Consider the following 17,423-nt stretch of genomic DNA (forward strand, 5'->3'; position numbering starts at 1 on the left):
GATGCAGGGGCCGAGCCGCGCTGCCTAGGATCAAGAAAGGCCCGCCGGTTCGACGGCCGGGCCCCTCCCGCGCGGGGGAGGCGCATGCCTTTGCAGCCGGCTCAGAGGCTCACGGCCGCATTGCTGACGCTGATCGCGGTCGCCACCGCCGTCTATCTGACGGTCCCCGCGGCGCTCACCCCGGTGTGGGCCGTGATCGGTCTGCTCGGGGTCGCCGCCGTCCTGACCGGGACCGAGCTGCACCGCCCCGCCCACCGCTGGCCCTGGTGGGTGCTGGCAGGCGGTCTGCTCACCTTCATCGTCGGCGACACGTACTACAACGTGATGGAGAACTACTTCGACGCCTCCAACCCGTTCCCCTCCCCCGCCGATGCCTGCTACCTCGCCACCTATCCGCTCTTCGCCATAGGTCTGTCCGGTCTGGTCCGCTACCGCTGGGCCGGCCACGACCTGCCGAGCCTGCTGGACGCGATGATCTTCACCGCGGGTCTCGCGCTGCCGGTGTGGGTGTACCTGGTGCAGCCGCTCACCGAGGTGGAGGGGCTGACCTGGGAGCAACGGGCGATCAGCATCGCCTATCCGCTCGGTGATGTGCTCGTCCTCGCCCTGCTGGTCCGGCTGTTGGCCCCGACCCCGCTCAAGGGGCCCAACCGGTCGGTGCAGCTGTTGGTCGTCGGCACCACGACACTGCTCGGCTTCGACATCGCCTACGGCATCCTCCAGCTCAACGAGGCGTGGGAGACGGGCACCCTGCTCGACGCCGGGTGGATCGTCTTCTACGCGGCCTGGGGCCTGGCCGCGCTGCACCCGTCCATGGTGGAACTGACCGCCTCCGTACCCACCCGCGAGTCCCTGCTCCCGCCGCCCCGCCGGCTGCTGCTGCTCGCCCTGGCGACGCTGATCGCACCCGGGATCCTGCTCCACGAGGCGGCGGGCGGCGCCGCCCATGACGCGGCCGCGATCGCCGCCTTCTCGGCCGCGCTGTTCCTGCTGGTCATCCTGCGCCTGGCGGTCATGGTCGTGGCCCACCGCCGGGCGGTGGCGCGGGAGCTGGCGCTGCGCGGCGCGGCGGCCTCGCTGGTCTCGGCCTTCCTCCGCAGCGACGTGACCCGCTCCTGTGAGACGGCCGTGGCCACGCTGCTCGGCCCCGCCGTAGATCATCGGACCGTGGTGCTGTCGGCCGAGCAGGCGACGGATCCCTCCTTGCGGACGGCGCATCTGACGACACCCGACCGGCTCGGACCAGAATTCGCCGACGAGTTGGGCGGTCTGCCGTCCGTACTGGTGTGCCCCATGACGCAGCCCGACCGTCCCCCCGGCGGCGCCGCGGGCGCGCTGCTGGTGGCCGGGCCCGCCCGTCCGCTCGCGGAGACCCGTGGCTCCCTGGAGATCCTCGCCTCCCACGCGGGGCTCGCCGTGGAGCGCGTGATGCTGCGCCAGGAGGTCGTGCGCCGGGAGAGCGAGGCGTACTTCCGCACGCTGGTGCGCAACACCTCCGACGTCATCCTGATCGTGGAGGACAACGACACGATCCGGTACGCCAGTCCGTCCGCGGTCTCCGTGTTCGGCACCTCCGACCTGGCCGGCAGCTCACTGCCGGAGCTGGTGGACCCAGGGGACCGGTCCCGGGCGGCGCAGGCGCTGACGTCCGTACGGGACGAGGAGTCCCATGCCGGGCACGACCACTGGTGGGTGCGCCGCGGCGACGGGCACGTCGAGGTGGAGGTCCGGTGCACCAACTTCCGCGAGGAGCCCACCGTGGGCGGCCTGGTCGTCACCCTGCGGGACGTGACCGAGCAGCGGCGGCTCCAGCAGGAACTCACCCAGCGCGCCTTCCACGACCCGCTGACCGGCCTGCCGAACCGGACGCTGCTGCTGGAGCGGATCGAGCGCGCCCTGCTGCGCGGCCGCCGCGAGTCGGCGCTGACCTGTCTGCTCTTCATCGACCTGGACGACTTCAAGCAGGTCAACGACACTCTCGGGCACTCCACGGGCGACCAGCTGCTGGTCGCCGTCGGCACCCGGCTCTCCCGCACCCTGCGCCGCAGCGACACCGCGGCCCGGCTCGGCGGCGACGAGTTCGCCGTACTGATGGAGGACGCGCACGAGCCACTGGACGCCGAACTCCTCGCGGCGCAGGTGATCCAGGCGCTGTCGCGGCCGTTCCCGCTGGCCGGGGAATCGGTGACGGTTTCCGCCAGCGTCGGTGTGGCCACCGCGCGGGACAGCACCGACGCGGAGGAGCTGCTGCGCCATGCCGACCTCGCGCTGTACTCGGCGAAGGCGGCCGGCAAGCGGCAGTGGCGGCGGTTCCGGCAGCTGCTGCACACCCGCATGGTCGAGCGGCACGATCTGCAGAGCCGACTCGCCCACGCTGTCGCCGCCGAGGAGTTCACGCTGCGCTATCAGCCCGTCGTGGACATCACCGTGGGACAGGTGGCCGGCTTCGAGGCGCTGGTGCGCTGGCCGGGGGCGCCCCGCCCGCCCGTCCTGCCGGAGCAGTTCATCACCCTGGCCGAGGAGACCGGGCACATCGCCACGCTCGGGGCATGGGTGCTGGAGAACGCCGTCCACGATGCCGCGTCCCTCCAGAACCTGTCGCCGCCGCACGACGGCCCACCGTTCATCAGCGTCAACGTCTCCGCCCGGCAGTTCCGCGACCACGGGTTCCTGGACCAGGTAGGCCGGGCGCTGCGCACGCCCGGTCTGGCGCCGGGATCGCTCCAGCTGGAGCTCACCGAGACGGTGCTCCTGCGGCGTGACAGCGAAATCCAGGCGGTACTGCACGCGCTCAAGGACCTGGGGGTGCGCATCGCGGTGGACGACTTCGGCACCGGGTTCTCCTCGCTGCGCTATCTGCGGGACTTCCCCATCGACGTACTGAAGATCGACAAGTCCTTCATCGACGACATCACCAGCGATGCCCAGCAGGTCGCGCTGGTCGAGGGCATCGTCCGCCTGGCCGAGACCCTCGGCCTCCAGGTGATCGCCGAGGGCATCGAGGACCCGGCGCAGCGGGATCTGCTCGCTGGCATGGGATGCCGGCTCGGGCAGGGCTATCTCTTCGCCCGGCCGATGTCGATCGAACAGACCGAGCGGATCCTACGGCGGCGCGGCACCGGCAGTGCCACCGCCAAGGCCCACCCCGCTCCGCCCGTACGGCGCAGCCGCTGGGCCGACCTCGACCGGCTGCGCCGTACCAGCCCGATGAGCGACGCGGTCCTGGACGAGGTGCGCGGCCGCCACATCCGGTGCCGCGACCACTGGCTGATCGACTTCGCCTCGTGCAACTACCTCGGCTTCGACTGGGACCCGGAGATCGTCGCCCGCGTCGAACCCGCCGTACGGCACTGGGGCACCCATCCGAGCTGGTCCCGGCTGCTGGGCAGCCCGCGTCTCTACCCCGAGATCGAGGAACGGCTCAAGGGACTGCTCGGCGCACCGGACACCCTGCTGCTGCCGACGCTCACCCTCATCCACGCCTCGGTCATCCCCGTCCTCGCCGAGCAGGGCCATGTCTTCGTCGAGGCCACCGCCCACCGCACGGTCTACGACGGCTGTCTGGTGGCCCGCGGTCAGGGCGCCACCCTTCGCCGCTTCCACGCCGAACGGCCCGACGAACTCGAGGTGTTGCTGTCCTCGGCACCGGCGGGCGCGCCCCGGCTCGTGTGCCTGGACGGCGTCAACAGCATGACCGGCAACATCTGCGACCTGCCCACACTCGCCGCCGTGTGCCGCAAGCACGGGGCCACCCTGTACGTCGACGACGCGCACGGCTTCGGGGTGATCGGGGAACGCGGCCCGGGCGAGCCGTGTGAGTACGGTTCGCGCGGCAACAGCGTGGTGCGGCACACCGATGAGACGTACGACGGAATCGTGCTGGTCGCCGGGTTCTCCAAGGCGTACTCCTCGCTGCTGGCCTTCGTCGCACTGCCGACCGAGCTGAAGAACCGGCTGAAGACTGCCGCGGCGCCCTATCTGTACTCAGGTCCTTCCCCTACGGCGTCCCTGGCGACGGCGCTTGCCGGTCTGGACGTCAACGACCGCCGCGGCGACGCCGTGCGCGCCGATCTGCACCGCAAGACGGTCCGCGTCCTGGACCATCTGGCCGCTCTGGACGTGCACTGCCTCAACCGCGACCGGCTGCCCATCCTGGAGGTCCCCCTGGCCAATCCGGACGACCTGGACGCGGTCGCGCGATTCCTGTGGGACGAGGGCATCTATGTGACGCTCGCCGCCTATCCGCTCGTCCCGCGCGACCGGGTGGGCTTCCGGGTCCAGATCACCGCGCTCAACTCCGACGAGGACATCGGCCGGCTCAACGACACGCTGACCCGGCTGTCCGCGCGGTACCCACTGCGGCCGCGCGGAGAGCAGGCCGAGGCGCAGGGACCGGTGCGGCCATGACGACGCACAACGACGACGTGGACTGGGACCGCTGGCCGGTCGCGGACTATCTCGCCGAGAACTACCGGGAGGTGCACCCCTCGGACGCGGCGGTCATCGCCCACCACTCGGCGTTCTACCGGCGCCTCGCCCCCGGTTCCGTGGCCCGCTCGGTCGAGTTCGGTGCGGGCCCGAACCTGTATCCGCTGATGCTCGCCGCCGCCGTCAGCCGCCGCATCGACGCCGTCGAGGCAGGGGCCGGGAATGTGGCCTATCTGGAACGGCAGATCCTGTGCGGGCCGGAAGCGAGCTGGCTGCCGTTCCACGCCCTGTGCCGGCAGCTCAACCCCGCGGTGCCGGAGACCCCGGCGCGGGCGCTGGCCCAGGTGTACGTGGTGCACGCCGACGTCCGTGACCTGCCGCCGGACAGCTACGGTCTGGCGTCCATGCACTTCGTCGCGGAGGGCGCCACCGAGGACTTCGCGGAGTTCACCGCCTTCTGCCGGGCCTTCGTACGCTGTGTCGAGCCGGGCGGGTATCTGGTGGCGGCCTTCATGGAGAACATGCCGACGTACCGGATCGGCCCGGCCTCGCGCTGGCCCGGCTGTCCGATCGACCCGGACCGGGTCACCGAGGTATTCACGCCCCTGACCCGGGAGCTCTCCGTCACCCACATCGACTCGGACCCGACCCTTCCGGACTACGGCGACTCGGGGATGGTGCTGCTGTCGGGCGTCGCGCGCTGAGAAGCGCCGGAGGCCCCACCGGTGGTGCGCCCGGCGGGGCCTTCCGTCCTTGGCGTCAGCGCGTCGCCCGGACGCGGAAGCGCCGGTAGAGGGCGGCGCCACCGAGGACGAGGGCGGCGCTGCCCGCCACCGCGGGGACGGTGTGGTCGGCTCCGGTGTGGGCGAGCGAGGCCACGGGGCGGTCCGGGACGTGTGGCACGGGCTTCGGTGCGGGCCGGGTCCGGGGCGGCTCGGGAGCCGGTTCCGCGGGGCGTTCGGGTCGTACGGGGCGGTCGCCGGAGGTGTTCTCGGAGTCGTTGCCGACGGCCGCGTTGCCGATGCCGACCACGTTCACGCTGTTGCCGCTGACGTTCACCGGGAGGTGCACCGGCAGCTGCACGCCATTGCCGGAGACCACACCCGGCGAATCCTTTCCGCCGCCCTCGGCGGACGCCCCGCCGGGTGCGCCGCGCTCATCGCCCGCGCTCTTGTTGGCGCAGGTGTTGCCCGCGGCCGGGTTGAGCACCCCCACCACGTTCACGGTGTTCCCGCACACGTTCACCGGGACGTGCACCGGGAGCTGGATGGTGTTGCCGGAGATCACCCCGGGCGAGCCGACCGCGGCGCCGTCGGCCCCGGAGTCGGCCTGCGCGGGCATCGTCACAGCCATCGCACCGGACGCGGCGGCGACGGCGATCACACCGTTTCGGGTAACCCGTCTCATAGGTTCCCTGCCTTCCAGACATGGACGCGGGCACTCGCCCGCACCGGATAAAACGCAGGCGAACCATCCGAGTTATGGCTAATCGGCCTTTCACCCCATCGAGCGGCACGGTTATCGAACTAGCGGTAAAGCTGCCCTGAGCGGATACAGCGGGCGATGAGGGAAGCGCGGAGGGTAACCCGCCTCGCACTGTCCCGCTCGCCCGGAGGCGGGGCCCGCGGGGGCCGCTTATCGTGATCGAGGGCGCCGGATCCCGGTCCGCCGACGGGCGCCCCTGGAGGCATCGATGCTGGGCAAGCTGTGGAAGCGGCCCGCCCTGCGGCGCTGCGCCGTCATCTCGGCCGCAGGGCTGGCCGTGCTGGCCGTGGGACTGCCGGCCGCGGACGACGACGAGCCCGATCTGACGCGGTTCTACCGTCAGAAGGTGTCGTGGGGAAAGTGCGAGGGCATGGACGCGCCCAAGGACCTCCAGTGCGGCAAGGTCACGGTCCCCCTCGACTACGCGGACCCGGCGGCCGGGACGCTCGAACTGGCGCTGGCCCGCTATCGGGCCACGGGTGAGTCCAGGGGCTCGGTACTGCTGAACTTCGGCGGCCCCGGTGGTGCGGGTGTCGATCAACTCGCCTACGGCGGCAAGGACTTCATGAGCCTGACCAACGGCTACGACCTGGTCACCTTCGACCCGCGCGGCGTCGGCCGGTCCTCGCCCGTCAGCTGTGGCGACAGCTCCGAGGAGACGGCCGACTCCGCGGACGACAGCACCGAACTCGACGCCGATCCGCAGGCGGTACTGGCGGAGATACGCGCCACGGCCGCCGCGTGCGCCAAGCACTCCGGGCCCGTGCTGCCCCACATAGGCACGGTCAACGTCTCCCGGGACCTCGACGTGATGCGCCAGGCCGTCGGTGACAAGAAGCTCAACTACCTCGGTTTCTCCTACGGCACGCGCCTCGGCGCGGTGTATGCGACACAGTTCCCCGACCAGGTCGGCCGCATGGTGCTCGACGGCGTGGACACCCTCACCGAACCGCTGACCGAGCAGGGCGTGGCGGGCGCCGCGGGGCAGCAGACCGCTCTGGACGACTTCATCGACTGGTGCACCAAGGACATCGGTTGTCCCTTCGGACAGGATCCACGCACCGCGCGCACGGAGGTCGTACGGCTCGTGGAGTCGATGGACGAGGATCCCGTGCCGACGGACTTCGGGGACGTGTTCACCGGGCAGGATCTGGTGGGCGCCATCGGACAGGCGCTGTACAGCGAGGACTTGTGGCCTGAGCTGCAACGGGCCCTGACCTCCCTGGTCGAGGACGGCGACACCCGGGGCGTGATGGGCTTCGCCACCGGCGGCCTGGCCGCGCCCGGCCGGGACGAGGACGGCGACGGCGGTCTCGTCGACGCGGAGGACGTCCCCCTGGACAATCTCCCGGCGGCACTCATGGCGATCAACTGCGCGGACGATCCCGACCGCCCCACCGCCGAGGACATCACCCGCAACCTCGACCGGCTGCGCGCCGAGTACGAGCGGGCGTCCCCGGTGTTCGGCCGCTACCGGCTCACCGAGGTCCTGATGTGCTACGGCCGCCCCAAGGGCACCGACTTCATCCGCGAGAAGGTCAAGGACGTGGACGCCCCGAAGATGCTCCTGGTCGGCACCCGCGGCGACCCGGCGACACCGTACCGCTGGACCGTGGAGACCGCACGCCGCCTCGGCCCCTCGGCCGTGGTCCTCGACAACCGCGACGAGGGCCACACCGGCTACGCCTCGTCCCGGTGCGTACACGGCAAGGTGGACGCATTCCTGCTGTACGGCTCCCTGCCGGCGAGCGGCAGTTCGTGCGGGTCGGCGGAGGACGAGTAAGGCGTCAGAACGCCGCCGCGTAACAGCGGACGACCACCGTCTGCTCCGGGCTCCAGACCTGATCGACCGTGTCCAACAGTCGCCAGCCGAGCCGCTCGTACAGGGCCGCGGCGGCGGTGTCGGAGGCCACGACGTCGAGTACCGGGTGCCGCCCGAGTTCCCGCGCCGCAGCGACCGCCCGCTGCAGCAGCAGCGCACCGATCCCGTTCCCGCGCGCGGCCGGAGCGACGAACAGCCGGTTCACCACGGCGGCCTTGTCGGCGCCCACACCCGAACGGGCGCTCCACAGCTCCGGCGCCGCGTCACCTGGGCCGCTACGGGACAGACAGACATGCCCGACGACGCGCCCGTCCATGACCGCCACCCAGGCGGCGAGGAGCGAGGGCGGGGTCAGCCAAACGGCAGGATCGGCGGGCCGGTTGACCGGGTACCCGTCCTGGTCGTGTACCTCGGCAAGCACCTGGGCACAGGCGTCGAGGTCCGCGTCCGTCCTGGGACGCACGCTGATCCCGTAGGCGTCCTCCAGGGTCGGGATGCGCGGTGACAGCAGGGGTTCCGCGTGGTGCGTGACGGTGCCTCGGACGAGCCTGAGGACCCGCGCCTCGTTCTCGTGGCCCGGGGCCTCGTCGTCGAGGATGTGGAGGAGGCCGTAGGAGCCGGGGGCGAGCGTCGCCACGTGTTCGAACAAGGCGATGACGTCCGGCTCCGAGCGGTGGTTGGAGTGGCCTCCCAGGTGGATGAAGGCTTCGCCGTTCATCCAGCGGAGGTCGAGGAGGTAAGGGCTGGCCATCCGGTCGATGCACAGCCGTAGCTCGTCCACGATCTGGCCCAGGCGGGCGTCATCGTCGTCGGCTGCGGTCTCCCTGACAGTGATCCAACCGTGGTATTCGAACACATCGGGATCCTAGCCAACCGCGTTGTCAGTGGCGGCTGCCATGATTCCCGAGAACGTCACAAACCGGGGAGCGGGATCATGGTGGACCAGGCGGTACGGCCGATCGTCGAGGCGATGCTCTCGTACATGCCGGGCAGCTGGACGGAGGCGGTGATGCACGGCCGGGCCGGGCGGAGCGGCACGTCGGTGGCCGGTGGTTACAGTCCGCGCCGGAGCGACTGGCACTCCAGGGTGCCCGGCCGCCATGAGGAGCTCATGACCCTCGGGAAGATCCTGGGCCAGGAGCGCGGCTGGGATCCCGCCAGCCTGGAGATCCGGTGCCGGCCGTCTGGCGAGTACCGACTCGTCGCCTTCCACGACGCGGTCACCTGAGTCACCGGGACGGGAGGCGGCTTCCAGGTGGTCCTCGATCCCGGTTACCGGCTTTCACAGCCCGGGCTGCGGCAGGAGGCCGGCACCGCGGCCCCGGCGGGCGATCCCGAGCTGGCCGTAGCCCGTTTCCGCACGTATCTGGAGCGGCGCGCCGCGATCCTGGGACGCCCCCAGGAACTGGCCCCGCCCGCCACCGCCGCCGCGATCGACGCGGCCGAACGCCGGCTCGGCCACCGGCTGCCCGCCGACCTGCGGGCGCTCTACCTGATCGCGGACGGCGACAGCAGCCGCTGTCTGTTCCCGGGCAACGCCTGGCTGTCGCTGGACGGCATGGTCGCCGAGCACACGGAGTGGGGCGCGGACCAACGGCCCTGGTACGGCTGGGACTTGGAGTGGGAGTCCGTCGTCTTCGACACCACCCCGGCCGACACCGTCCGCCGATGCGGGGGCCACCCCGGCTGGCTGCGCTTCGGTACCGGCGAGGACGGCAATTTCCTGGCCGTCGACATGACCCCGGCCCGCGACGGCCACCCAGGCCAGGTCATCGAGACCGGCCGCGACTACGACGAGGCGCCCGCCTACGTCACCGACTCGGTCACCTCGCTCCTCGGCCGCTGTCTGGAGTTGCTGGAACAGGGCGCGTACGAAGTGCACGGCGACGACCTCTACTTGGAGAACCCGCGCTCCGAACCAGCCGAGACCCAGCAGATCATCGGCGTCGGCCTGCCCGACGAGATCCCACCGACCCTCCAGGCCCTGCACAGCAACAACACCCCCGGCATCGTCGACCTCACCCCGCTCAGCGCCGCCCCACACCTGCGCCGACTGCACCTCAACCGCTCCACCACCGCCGATCTGACGCCGGTGCGCGACCTGCCCGTGGAGTCCCTGCGCGTCACCCTCGACGACGGCGATCTGACCCCGCTCACGGGCCACCCCCACCTGGCCTCCCTCGATCTCACCACCACCGCCCCGGTCGACCTCGCGCCCCTGCGTACCGTCCCGCGCCTGCACGGCCTCGACCTCTCGGGGGCCGACATAGCGGACCCGTCCGTCCTGGCCGACCTGGGCGGGCTCCGCTACCTCGCCCTCACCGGACGGCAGTGGAACGCCCTGCTGGACGGCGCCGGAGCGCCTCCCGGTCTCGTGGCCGCCCATCTGGCCGACGCGGACGCCACGTTCGACGAGGCCCTCGCCTGGGCGGCCCACCTCGGCCTCGACACCGAGGGCGCCCTGCGCATCACGGGTTCCCTGAGCGCCTAGGAGGCGCTCAGTCCTCCCCGTACGCGATCCGGTGCAGGGCGGCGGCGGTCCGGCCGAAGCCGTCGTCGCCGAGGAGGGCACGCAGTTCGGCGTTGAAGCGGTCGATCTCCGGGCGGGCGGCCTCCAGGGCCCTCGCCCCGACGTCGGTCAACTCCAGGACCACGGCCCGGTGTTCGCTCGGATGCGCCCGCTTGGCGAGGAGACCGGCCGCCGTCAGCCGGGTCACCAGGCCAGTGACGGCCGACTCGCGCAGGCCGAGCGTGCGGGCGAGCTGTTGCTGCGTGATCCCCGGCCGCTCCTCGACGGCGAACAGCGCGCCGAGCTGGGCGGTGGTGATCCCGGCCGCCGCCAGACAGCGACGGTCGGCGGTGATGCGCAGCCGGTGGGCGGCCCGTTGCAACAGGAAGTACAGGCGCTGGTCGGGCTGGGACATGGGCCGATCTTGACAGAGGCGGCTGAACCGCGCCACCCTCAGTTCACTACTGAAGTGAGGCTTTCATGACCGAGGAACTCGACCTGGCGTCGGCCAGGAAGGTACTGGCCGCCCAGCCCTTCAGCACCCTGCTCGGGGCCCGGCTGACCGCGTTCGGCAAGGGCGCGGCGACGTTGGAACTGGACATCCGCGACGAGCTGCTCCAGCAGTACGGCTATGTGCACGGCGGGGTGCTCGGCTATGCGGCCGACAACGCGTCGGCCTTCGCCGCCGGCACCGTGGTCGGCCCCCGGCTGACCACCTCCGGGCTGACGCTCGACTTCCTCCGCCCGGCCAAGGGCGAACTCCTGCGCGCCCGTGCGGAGGTCGTCCGCGCGGGCCGTACCCGGGTCGTCTGTCGCTGCGATCTGCTCACTGTCGACAGCGAGGGCACGGAGACGCTCTGCGCGGTCTCGCAGGGCGCCATCGCGGTGACCTGACCTCCTGCCGTCAGAAGTCGACGGGATCCCGCACGATGGGGCAGGTCATGCAGTGGCCGCCGCCCCGGCCGCGGCCCAGTTCGGCGCCGACGATGGTGATGACCTCGACCCCGGCTTTGCGCAGCAGGGTGTTGGTCTGGGTGTTGCGGTCGTAGGTGAACACCACGCCCGGCTCCAGGGCCACCGCGTTGTTGCCGCTGTCCCACTGCTGGCGTTCGGAGGCGTAGACGTCCCCGCCGGTCTCGACCACGCGCAGCTTCGGCAGGCCGAGTGCCTTGGCGACGACGTCGACGAAGGGCGAGGGTGCCTCGTCGATCAGTTCGACGCCGGGCGACTTGTCGTTCGGTCGCAGGGAGAAGGTGTGGACGCCGTCCATGATGGCCGGGTAGAGGGTGACCAGATCGCGGTCCGCGAAGGTGAACACGGTGTCCAGATGCATGGCCGAGCGCAGTCGTGGCATTCCGGCGACGATGACGTGCTCGGCGGCGCCGCCCTCGAACAGCGCCTTCGCGACCTGGGTGATGGCCTGGCGCGAGGTGCGCTCGCTCATGCCCATCAGGACGACGCCGCGCCCCACCGGCATGATGTCGCCGCCTTCGAACGTCGCCTGGCCCCAGTCGAGTTCGGGGTCGCCCCACCACACGGTGGAGCCCGTGTAGTCGGGGTGGAAGGTGTAGACCGCCTTCATCAGCAGGGTCTCGTCGTGGCGGGCGGGCCAGTACAGCGGGTTGAGGGTGAGTCCGCCGTAGAGCCAGCAGGTGGTGTCGCGGGTGTAGAGGGTGTTGGGCAGCGGCGGCATCAGGTACTCGCGTACGCCGGTGGACTCGCGGGCCAGCGCGATACAGCTGGAGCGGTACTCGTCCGGCAGGTCGCCGGTGGCCATGCCGCCGATCAAGTACCGGGCCAGCTCCGCCGGTTCGAGGGTCTCCAGGTAGGCGCGGGTGCCGTCGACGAGGCCGAGGCCGACCTCGTTGGGGACGATCTTGCGGTCCAGGAGCCAGTCGCGGGCGCCGGGGACGGCCATCGTCTGTGCCAGCAGGTCGTGCAACTCGACGACGTCGACGCCCCGTTCGCGCAGCTTGTTGACGAAGTCGGCGTGGTCGCGCTGGGCGTTCTCGACCCACATCACATCGTCGAACAGCAGGTCGTCGGAGTTGGTCGGGGTGAGTCTGCGGTGGGCGAGCCCGGGAGCGCAGACCAGCACCTTGCGCAGCCGGCCGACCTCGGAGTGGACGCCGTACATTTCCTGACTGGTCACGGTGCACCTTTCCAGCAGCGGTTCAGAGGCTGATCCAGCCCAGCGCCAGGGCCGCGACGCCGGTCACCGCGCCGGCCACCGACACGGCGAGGATGACGAGTTCACGCGCGGTGAACGCCTGTCGGCCCTGTTCGCGGCGGGCCATCACGAACAGCACGGTGGCGGGGGCGTAGACGATCAGGGAGACGAGGAGATACTTCAGCCCGGCGGCGTAGATGAGGAATGCGGTGTAGATCGTCGCGAGCGCGGCGACGACCAGTTCGGTGGAGCGCTGCCGTTCCCCGGCCGCGGCGATCTTCAGAGCGAAGCCCGCGGCGAGCAGGAACGGGATCAGGGTGAGCGCGCTGGTCAGGTTGAGGGCGAAGTCGAAGGCGTCGTCCGAGAACAGCGTGACGACGAGGACGATCTGGCTCAGCGCGGTGGTCATCACCAGCGCGGGCACCGGGACGTCGGCAGGGGTGGACCGCTTGAGGAAGCGGGGCATGTCGTCGTCCTTGGCGGCCACGAAGAGCACTTCGGCGGCCATCAGGGTCCAGGCGAGATAGGCGCCGAGGACGGAGACGATCAGACCGACGCTGACGAAGACCTGCCCCCAGGTGCCGACCGCATGCTCCAGCACCTCCGCCATGGAGGGCTGGCGCAGCTCGGCGATCTCGCTCATCGGCATCAGGCCGTACGACACGATGGTCACCGAGGCGAAGATCGCGAAGACACTCAGGAAGCCCAGGATGGTCGCCCGGCCGACGTCCTCGCGGCGCCGCGCATGCCGGGAGTAGACGCTGGCGCCCTCCACCCCGAGGAACACGAAGACGGTGGCCAGCATGGTGCCCTTGACCTGCTGGAACAGGGAGCCCGCGTAGTCGGCGCCGCCCCAGTTGTCGGCGAAGACGCCGGGCTCGAAGTAGAAGAGCGCGAGCACGACGAAGACGAGGATCGGCACCACCTTGGCGATGGTGACGATCCGGTTGATGGCCGCCGCCTCCTTCACTCCGCGGCTGATCAGCCAGAAGAACAGCCACAGCCCGACGGAGGAGAGCACCACGGCGAGCACGGTGTCGCCGTCGCCGAGCGCGGGGGCGATCGCTCCGATGGTCGACATGATCAGCACCCAGTACGTCACATTGCCGACGCAGGCGCTGGCCCAGTAGCCGAAGGCGGAGAAGAAGCCGAGGTACTCGCCGAAGCCGGCCTTGGCGTACGCGTACACGCCGGCGTCGAGGTCGGGGCGGCGCACCGCGAGCGTCTGGAAGACGAACGCGAGCATCAGCATGCCGGTGCCGGCCACGGCCCAGGCGATCAGGGCACCGGCGACGCCGGTCTCCTGGGCGAACCGGCGCGGCAGGGAGAAGACCCCGGCGCCGACCATGGACCCGACCACCATGGTGGTGAGCGTCGGCAGGCTGAGCTTGGCGCTACGGGTTTCCTGGGCCGCGGTCTCGACCTCGGGCATGGGGGTCCTTGGACGGTCGGGCACCACCGCAGATCGGCGATGCGGAGACGTCATCCGGCGACCTGAGCGAGATTAACAGCGGAATGTCTTGAATGCCCGGCCAGTTTGCCCCCGATGCCCGATCGGGGAATCAGTCCTATCGTGCTGTCATGGAGCATGCACTGAGTCCCGCCACACTCGCCGAGCTGCGCCGCCCGCGCCCCTATCCCGCGGTGTCCGTACTGACCCCGACGCACCGCAGGGAGCCCGAGAACGCCCAGGACCCGGTCCGGCTGCGCAATGTCGTGGCCGACGCCAAGAAGCAGCTGGAGGCGGATCCCGCGGTCACCCGTGAGCGGCGGATCGACGTCGTCCGGCAGCTCGAGGAGGCGCTCGCCGAGGTCGATCTGACACACGCCGAGGACGGCCTGGTGATCTTCGCCGCGCCGGGTGAGCACCAGGTGTGGTCACTGGCGCGCCCGGTGCCCGAACGCGTGGTCCTCTCGGACACCTTCCTCACCCGCAACCTCGTCTCCGCGCAGGCCGCCGAACGGCCGTACTGGGTGCTCTCGGTCTCCGCCGACCGCGTCACGCTGTGGAACGGCGGCGCGGAACACGTGGTCGAGGAGCACGTCGCCGGCTTCCCGCTCACCCGGAGCGTGGACAACTTCGACGCCGAGCGCCAGGAGCAGATCGGCGATCTGCCGAGCACCTTCCGCGACGAGGGCACCAAGCACTTCCTGCGGGAGGCCGACACCGCGATCGGCAAGCTGCTGCGGGAGGATCCGCGCCCGCTGTACGTCACGGGCGAGACCGCGGCGCTGTCCCTGCTCGACGAGGTCGGCAGCGTCACCAAGGACGCCGTCCACGTCCGGCACGGCGGCCTCTCGCACGCCACCCCGGACGCGGTGTGGCAGGCGGTGCGGCCCATGGTCGCGGCCGACGGCCGCAGGACCACCGACGAGGTGGCCCGGGAGCTGGAGACGGCCATGGGCCGCAAGGCGTACGCGGCCGGTGTCGACGAGGTCTGGCAGAGCGCCCGCGAGGGCCGGATCCGGCTGCTGGCCGTCGAGGAGAACTACCGGGCGACCGTCCGTGACGAGTCCGGCGACCATCTGATCCCGGCCGAGAGCGGCGACCTCGACGCCCGCGAGGACATCGTGGACGAGATCGTCGAGCAGTGCCTGGAGACCGGCGCCGACGTCCGCTTCGTACCGGACGGCACACTGGGCGACGCGACCGGGATCGCGGGAGTCCTGCGCTACTGAGGGCCCGCGTCACACGCTCCCGAACAGCGCGCTCAGGCCCTCGTCGACGGCCGACTCGACATCCTCCTGGCCGGCCGCGACGACGGCGTAGCTGCGCAGCAGGAAGCGGCGTAGCGTGGCGCTGTCGAACTGGAGCAGGGCCAGCCCGTGCGGCGAGTGGAACTCCAGCACCGTACGGGCCGGGCCGCACGGCCAGATGTGCACATCACCGCTCCCGGCCGGGGCGCGCAGCCCCTCCGCCAGCAGCGTCCGGGCGAAGGTCCAGGTGGCACCGTCGCCGTCGAGAGAGATCTCGGGTGGAAAGTCGATGTGCACGGCCAGCGGATCCGCCGAGCCGTAACGGAGCGTGGCGGGAGCGGGCAGTTCCTGCTCGTCGGCGGTGATGAGGCGAGCGCGGACAGGCTGTTCAAGGGTGATGTCCATAACGATCTCCCCCGTGGTTGAGAGGTCGGACCGGCCGTAGCCGATGTGTTCTTTAGACCTCCCAGACGCCGCTTGCATTACACCGGAGCCGGACTGTTTGGCGTGACCTGCGTCACGGCCAAACGGAGCATTTTCCCTTTACGGCCATGAACCCTCTCGAAGTCACCACAGGGGTCGAGCCAGTTCCCGAACATGTGGCCGTCGAACACCCGGATGGGCTTCCGCACGTCGCCCCGACGCCCCGTCAAACCGCGTACGCTGTCTACGACTTGACCCACTCGGCGGTGTACCTCATTTACATGGCGGGACTGCCCCGTGAAGACTGTGGCATATGCCAGATGCACCACCGTATCGGGTGTTGCCAAATCCCTTACAGGGCGTCGCGCGCTGTGCAACAGTCGTAACGGTCCCTCCGTCAATCTGGTCGTACCGTCCCCTTCACCGGAGTGCGTCATGCCGTCCCATCTCTCTGCGGACCGCCCAGCCGCCCAGCCGCCCGGACGCGGCTCGGTCGACGCGCTGATATCGCAGGCACGGCGCCTCAAGGGCGACGTGGACGCCGTACGGCGGGACACGCCCAGTGACGCCACGGACCCACAGGAGCGCTGGCAGCGCGCGCTGTACGATCTCGCGCTCACCCAACTCGACGACCTCGACGCCCACTTGGCCCAGCTGCGGGAGGGGCCGCCGCCGGTGCCCGACGCACCGGCGACGCCCGCCGCCCCCGAATCCGTGCCGCCCGCCCCGCGCAGCGGCTCGCTGCTCAGCCGGGTCGGCAGCGCCGAGTGGAACCTGCTGACGGACGAGGCCAGTTGGTCCGGCGAGCTGTACCAGATCCTGGGCCGGGACGCCTCCGCTCCCCCGCTCACCCTCGACGAGCTGCCGTCCCTGGTGCTCGACGAGGACCGGCCGAGGCTGACCGCGATGGTCACCGACTGTCTCGTCGACGCCAAGCCCATCGACGGGGAGTTCCGCGTCGTCCGCCCGGGCGGCGAGGTGCGGACCGTCCACATGATGGGCGAGCCGGTGCTCGGCGCCGACGGCAGCACCGCCTCGATGTGGGCCGTGCTGCGTGACGTCAGCGAACTGCGCCGCAGCCAACGCGCGTTGAGCGAGACCCGTGACTCGCTCCAGCGCCAGCAGCACCGCGCGCAGACCGAGCACCGGCTGGCGGTCGAGCTGCAGGAGGCCGTGCTGCCGCCGTGGCGCGGCTCTCTGCGGCTCCCGCACCAGGGCCCGGAGACGCTGGACCTGGCGGCCCACCACCTGCCGTCCTCGACCAGTTCGCTGATCGGTGGGGACTGGTACGACGCGCTTGAACTCCCGGGCGGGGAGACGCTGTTGAGCGTCGGAGACCTCACCGGTCAGGGCGTCGCCGTGGCCTCGGGCATGGCGACCCTGCTGGGTGCCGTGCGCGGGATGGCGATGGCCGGCACCGAGCCGGGCCAGCTGATGTCCTGGCTCAACCAAATGCTCGACGCCACCGTGCAGCCGGCCCTCGGCAGCGCGGTCTGCTGCCGCTACCGGCCCGCGACCCGCACCCTGGTCTGGGCACAGGCAGGACACCCCGCCCCGCTGCTGTTCCGCAACGGGACGGGGTGCAGGTTGCGCTCACCGGACGGCGTCCTGCTGGGCGCGACGACCGGTGCCGCGTACGACCAGGCCGAAGTGACCCTGGAGACCGGCGACCTGCTGCTGATGCACACCGACGGACTGGTGTCCGGGCACAGCGGCGGCACGGATGCCGTGAACCGTCTCCTCGACCTGGCTCCGCGCTTCGGCGAGGCGCGCAGCGCACGGGACTGTGTGCGGATGGTCGTGGAGGAGTTCAGCGAGACCGAGCGCGCCGACGACGCCCGCGTGCTGGTCGCCAGGGTGACGTCCTGATCTGTGAGGCGGGTTCCGGC

Annotated in this window: 14 protein-coding genes and 1 pseudogene; 8 read left to right on the plus strand and 7 right to left on the minus strand. The window is 71.0% G+C overall.

Translation table 11 applies throughout. The features are described 5' to 3' along the window. The first annotated feature begins 84 nt into the window (after positions 1 to 84). A complete protein-coding gene (locus OHT76_RS03145; RefSeq protein WP_328869167.1) occupies positions 85 to 4,407 on the plus strand; it encodes an aminotransferase class I/II-fold pyridoxal phosphate-dependent enzyme in 4,323 nt (1,440 codons plus the stop codon). After that, the gene (locus OHT76_RS03150) at positions 4,404 to 5,132 is read left to right on the plus strand and encodes a class I SAM-dependent methyltransferase (RefSeq protein ID WP_328869168.1); all 729 of its coding nucleotides are present in this window, start codon (positions 4,404 to 4,406) and stop codon (positions 5,130 to 5,132) included. The genes OHT76_RS03145 and OHT76_RS03150 overlap by 4 nt, the downstream gene beginning before the upstream one ends. 55 nt (positions 5,133 to 5,187) lie before the next feature. Here the strand turns inward: OHT76_RS03150 and OHT76_RS03155 are convergent, their stop codons facing one another. Then, complete coding sequence (locus OHT76_RS03155; RefSeq protein WP_328869169.1) at positions 5,188 to 5,835, minus strand: chaplin; 648 nt, start codon at positions 5,833 to 5,835, stop codon at positions 5,188 to 5,190. 286 nt (positions 5,836 to 6,121) lie between these two features. On the opposite strand from OHT76_RS03155, the gene OHT76_RS03160 reads away from it, so the two are divergent. Beyond that, positions 6,122 to 7,696, plus strand: coding sequence for an alpha/beta hydrolase (locus tag OHT76_RS03160; protein ID WP_328869170.1), 1,575 nt, complete (start codon positions 6,122 to 6,124; stop codon positions 7,694 to 7,696). A gap of 4 nt (positions 7,697 to 7,700) precedes the next feature. Here the strand turns inward: OHT76_RS03160 and OHT76_RS03165 are convergent, their stop codons facing one another. Together OHT76_RS03165 and OHT76_RS03170 are read right to left on the minus strand one after the other, a co-directional pair. Next, positions 7,701 to 8,156, minus strand: coding sequence for a GNAT family N-acetyltransferase (locus OHT76_RS03165; protein ID WP_328876440.1), 456 nt, complete (start codon positions 8,154 to 8,156; stop codon positions 7,701 to 7,703). 69 nt (positions 8,157 to 8,225) lie between these two features. Further along, positions 8,226 to 8,591 (minus strand): annotated as a pseudogene (locus OHT76_RS03170) (Imm7 family immunity protein); the annotation flags it as partial. Positions 8,592 to 8,669: 78 nt separating this feature from the next. Between OHT76_RS03170 and OHT76_RS03175 the strand changes: the two are divergent. Beyond that, positions 8,670 to 8,963 carry a hypothetical protein gene (locus tag OHT76_RS03175; protein ID WP_328869171.1) on the plus strand — a complete coding sequence of 98 codons (294 nt, stop codon included), beginning with the start codon at positions 8,670 to 8,672 and terminating at the stop codon, positions 8,961 to 8,963. Between the two features lie 27 nt (positions 8,964 to 8,990). Beyond that, a complete protein-coding gene (locus tag OHT76_RS03180; RefSeq protein WP_328869172.1) occupies positions 8,991 to 10,226 on the plus strand; it encodes an SMI1/KNR4 family protein in 1,236 nt (411 codons plus the stop codon). Positions 10,227 to 10,233: 7 nt separating this feature from the next. Here the strand turns inward: OHT76_RS03180 and OHT76_RS03185 are convergent, their stop codons facing one another. Further along, positions 10,234 to 10,659, minus strand: a complete 426-nt coding sequence (locus OHT76_RS03185; RefSeq protein WP_328869173.1) for a MarR family winged helix-turn-helix transcriptional regulator — start codon at positions 10,657 to 10,659, stop codon at positions 10,234 to 10,236. Positions 10,660 to 10,724: 65 nt separating this feature from the next. Between OHT76_RS03185 and OHT76_RS03190 the strand changes: the two genes are divergently transcribed. Then, positions 10,725 to 11,138 carry a PaaI family thioesterase gene (locus tag OHT76_RS03190; protein WP_328869174.1) on the plus strand — a complete coding sequence of 138 codons (414 nt, stop codon included), beginning with the start codon at positions 10,725 to 10,727 and terminating at the stop codon, positions 11,136 to 11,138. 10 nt (positions 11,139 to 11,148) lie between these two features. Here OHT76_RS03190 and OHT76_RS03195 read toward each other — a convergent pair whose 3' ends face one another. Both OHT76_RS03195 and OHT76_RS03200 read right to left on the minus strand, forming a co-directional pair. After that, positions 11,149 to 12,381, minus strand: coding sequence for an arginine deiminase (locus tag OHT76_RS03195; protein ID WP_328876441.1), 1,233 nt, complete (start codon positions 12,379 to 12,381; stop codon positions 11,149 to 11,151). Between the two features lie 37 nt (positions 12,382 to 12,418). Next, positions 12,419 to 13,846, minus strand: coding sequence for a basic amino acid/polyamine antiporter (locus tag OHT76_RS03200; protein WP_328869175.1), 1,428 nt, complete (start codon positions 13,844 to 13,846; stop codon positions 12,419 to 12,421). A 149-nt stretch (positions 13,847 to 13,995) separates the two neighbouring features. Between OHT76_RS03200 and OHT76_RS03205 the strand changes: the two genes are divergently transcribed. Then, entirely contained in the window at positions 13,996 to 15,093 is a 1,098-nt protein-coding gene (locus OHT76_RS03205) for a baeRF3 domain-containing protein (protein WP_328869176.1), read from the plus strand. Between the two features lie 9 nt (positions 15,094 to 15,102). On the opposite strand, the gene OHT76_RS03210 is transcribed toward OHT76_RS03205, so the two are convergent. After that, entirely contained in the window at positions 15,103 to 15,516 is a 414-nt protein-coding gene (locus OHT76_RS03210) for an SsgA family sporulation/cell division regulator (protein WP_328869177.1), read from the minus strand. Positions 15,517 to 15,969: 453 nt separating this feature from the next. Between OHT76_RS03210 and OHT76_RS03215 the strand changes: the two genes are divergently transcribed. Beyond that, entirely contained in the window at positions 15,970 to 17,403 is a 1,434-nt protein-coding gene (locus OHT76_RS03215) for a PP2C family protein-serine/threonine phosphatase (protein ID WP_328869178.1), read from the plus strand. Positions 17,404 to 17,423 lie beyond the last annotated feature (20 nt).

It is taken from the genome of Streptomyces sp. NBC_00287 (assembly GCF_036173105.1).
Lineage (GTDB): Bacteria > Actinomycetota > Actinomycetes > Streptomycetales > Streptomycetaceae > Streptomyces.

Excerpts from the sequence above, each read along its gene's own strand:
- OHT76_RS03145 (WP_328869167.1), top strand. The coding sequence starts at position 85 with ATGCCTTTGCAGCCGGCTCAGAGGCTCACGGCCGCATTGCTGACGCTG.
- OHT76_RS03150 (WP_328869168.1), top strand. The coding sequence starts at position 4,404 with ATGACGACGCACAACGACGACGTGGACTGGGACCGCTGGCCGGTCGCG.
- OHT76_RS03155 (WP_328869169.1), bottom strand. The coding sequence starts at position 5,835 with ATGAGACGGGTTACCCGAAACGGTGTGATCGCCGTCGCCGCCGCGTCC.
- OHT76_RS03160 (WP_328869170.1), top strand. The coding sequence starts at position 6,122 with ATGCTGGGCAAGCTGTGGAAGCGGCCCGCCCTGCGGCGCTGCGCCGTC.
- OHT76_RS03175 (WP_328869171.1), top strand. The coding sequence starts at position 8,670 with ATGGTGGACCAGGCGGTACGGCCGATCGTCGAGGCGATGCTCTCGTAC.
- OHT76_RS03185 (WP_328869173.1), bottom strand. The coding sequence starts at position 10,659 with ATGTCCCAGCCCGACCAGCGCCTGTACTTCCTGTTGCAACGGGCCGCC.
- OHT76_RS03190 (WP_328869174.1), top strand. The coding sequence starts at position 10,725 with ATGACCGAGGAACTCGACCTGGCGTCGGCCAGGAAGGTACTGGCCGCC.
- OHT76_RS03195 (WP_328876441.1), bottom strand. The coding sequence starts at position 12,381 with ATGTACGGCGTCCACTCCGAGGTCGGCCGGCTGCGCAAGGTGCTGGTC.
- OHT76_RS03200 (WP_328869175.1), bottom strand. The coding sequence starts at position 13,846 with ATGCCCGAGGTCGAGACCGCGGCCCAGGAAACCCGTAGCGCCAAGCTC.
- OHT76_RS03205 (WP_328869176.1), top strand. The coding sequence starts at position 13,996 with ATGGAGCATGCACTGAGTCCCGCCACACTCGCCGAGCTGCGCCGCCCG.
- OHT76_RS03210 (WP_328869177.1), bottom strand. The coding sequence starts at position 15,516 with ATGGACATCACCCTTGAACAGCCTGTCCGCGCTCGCCTCATCACCGCC.
- OHT76_RS03215 (WP_328869178.1), top strand. The coding sequence starts at position 15,970 with ATGCCGTCCCATCTCTCTGCGGACCGCCCAGCCGCCCAGCCGCCCGGA.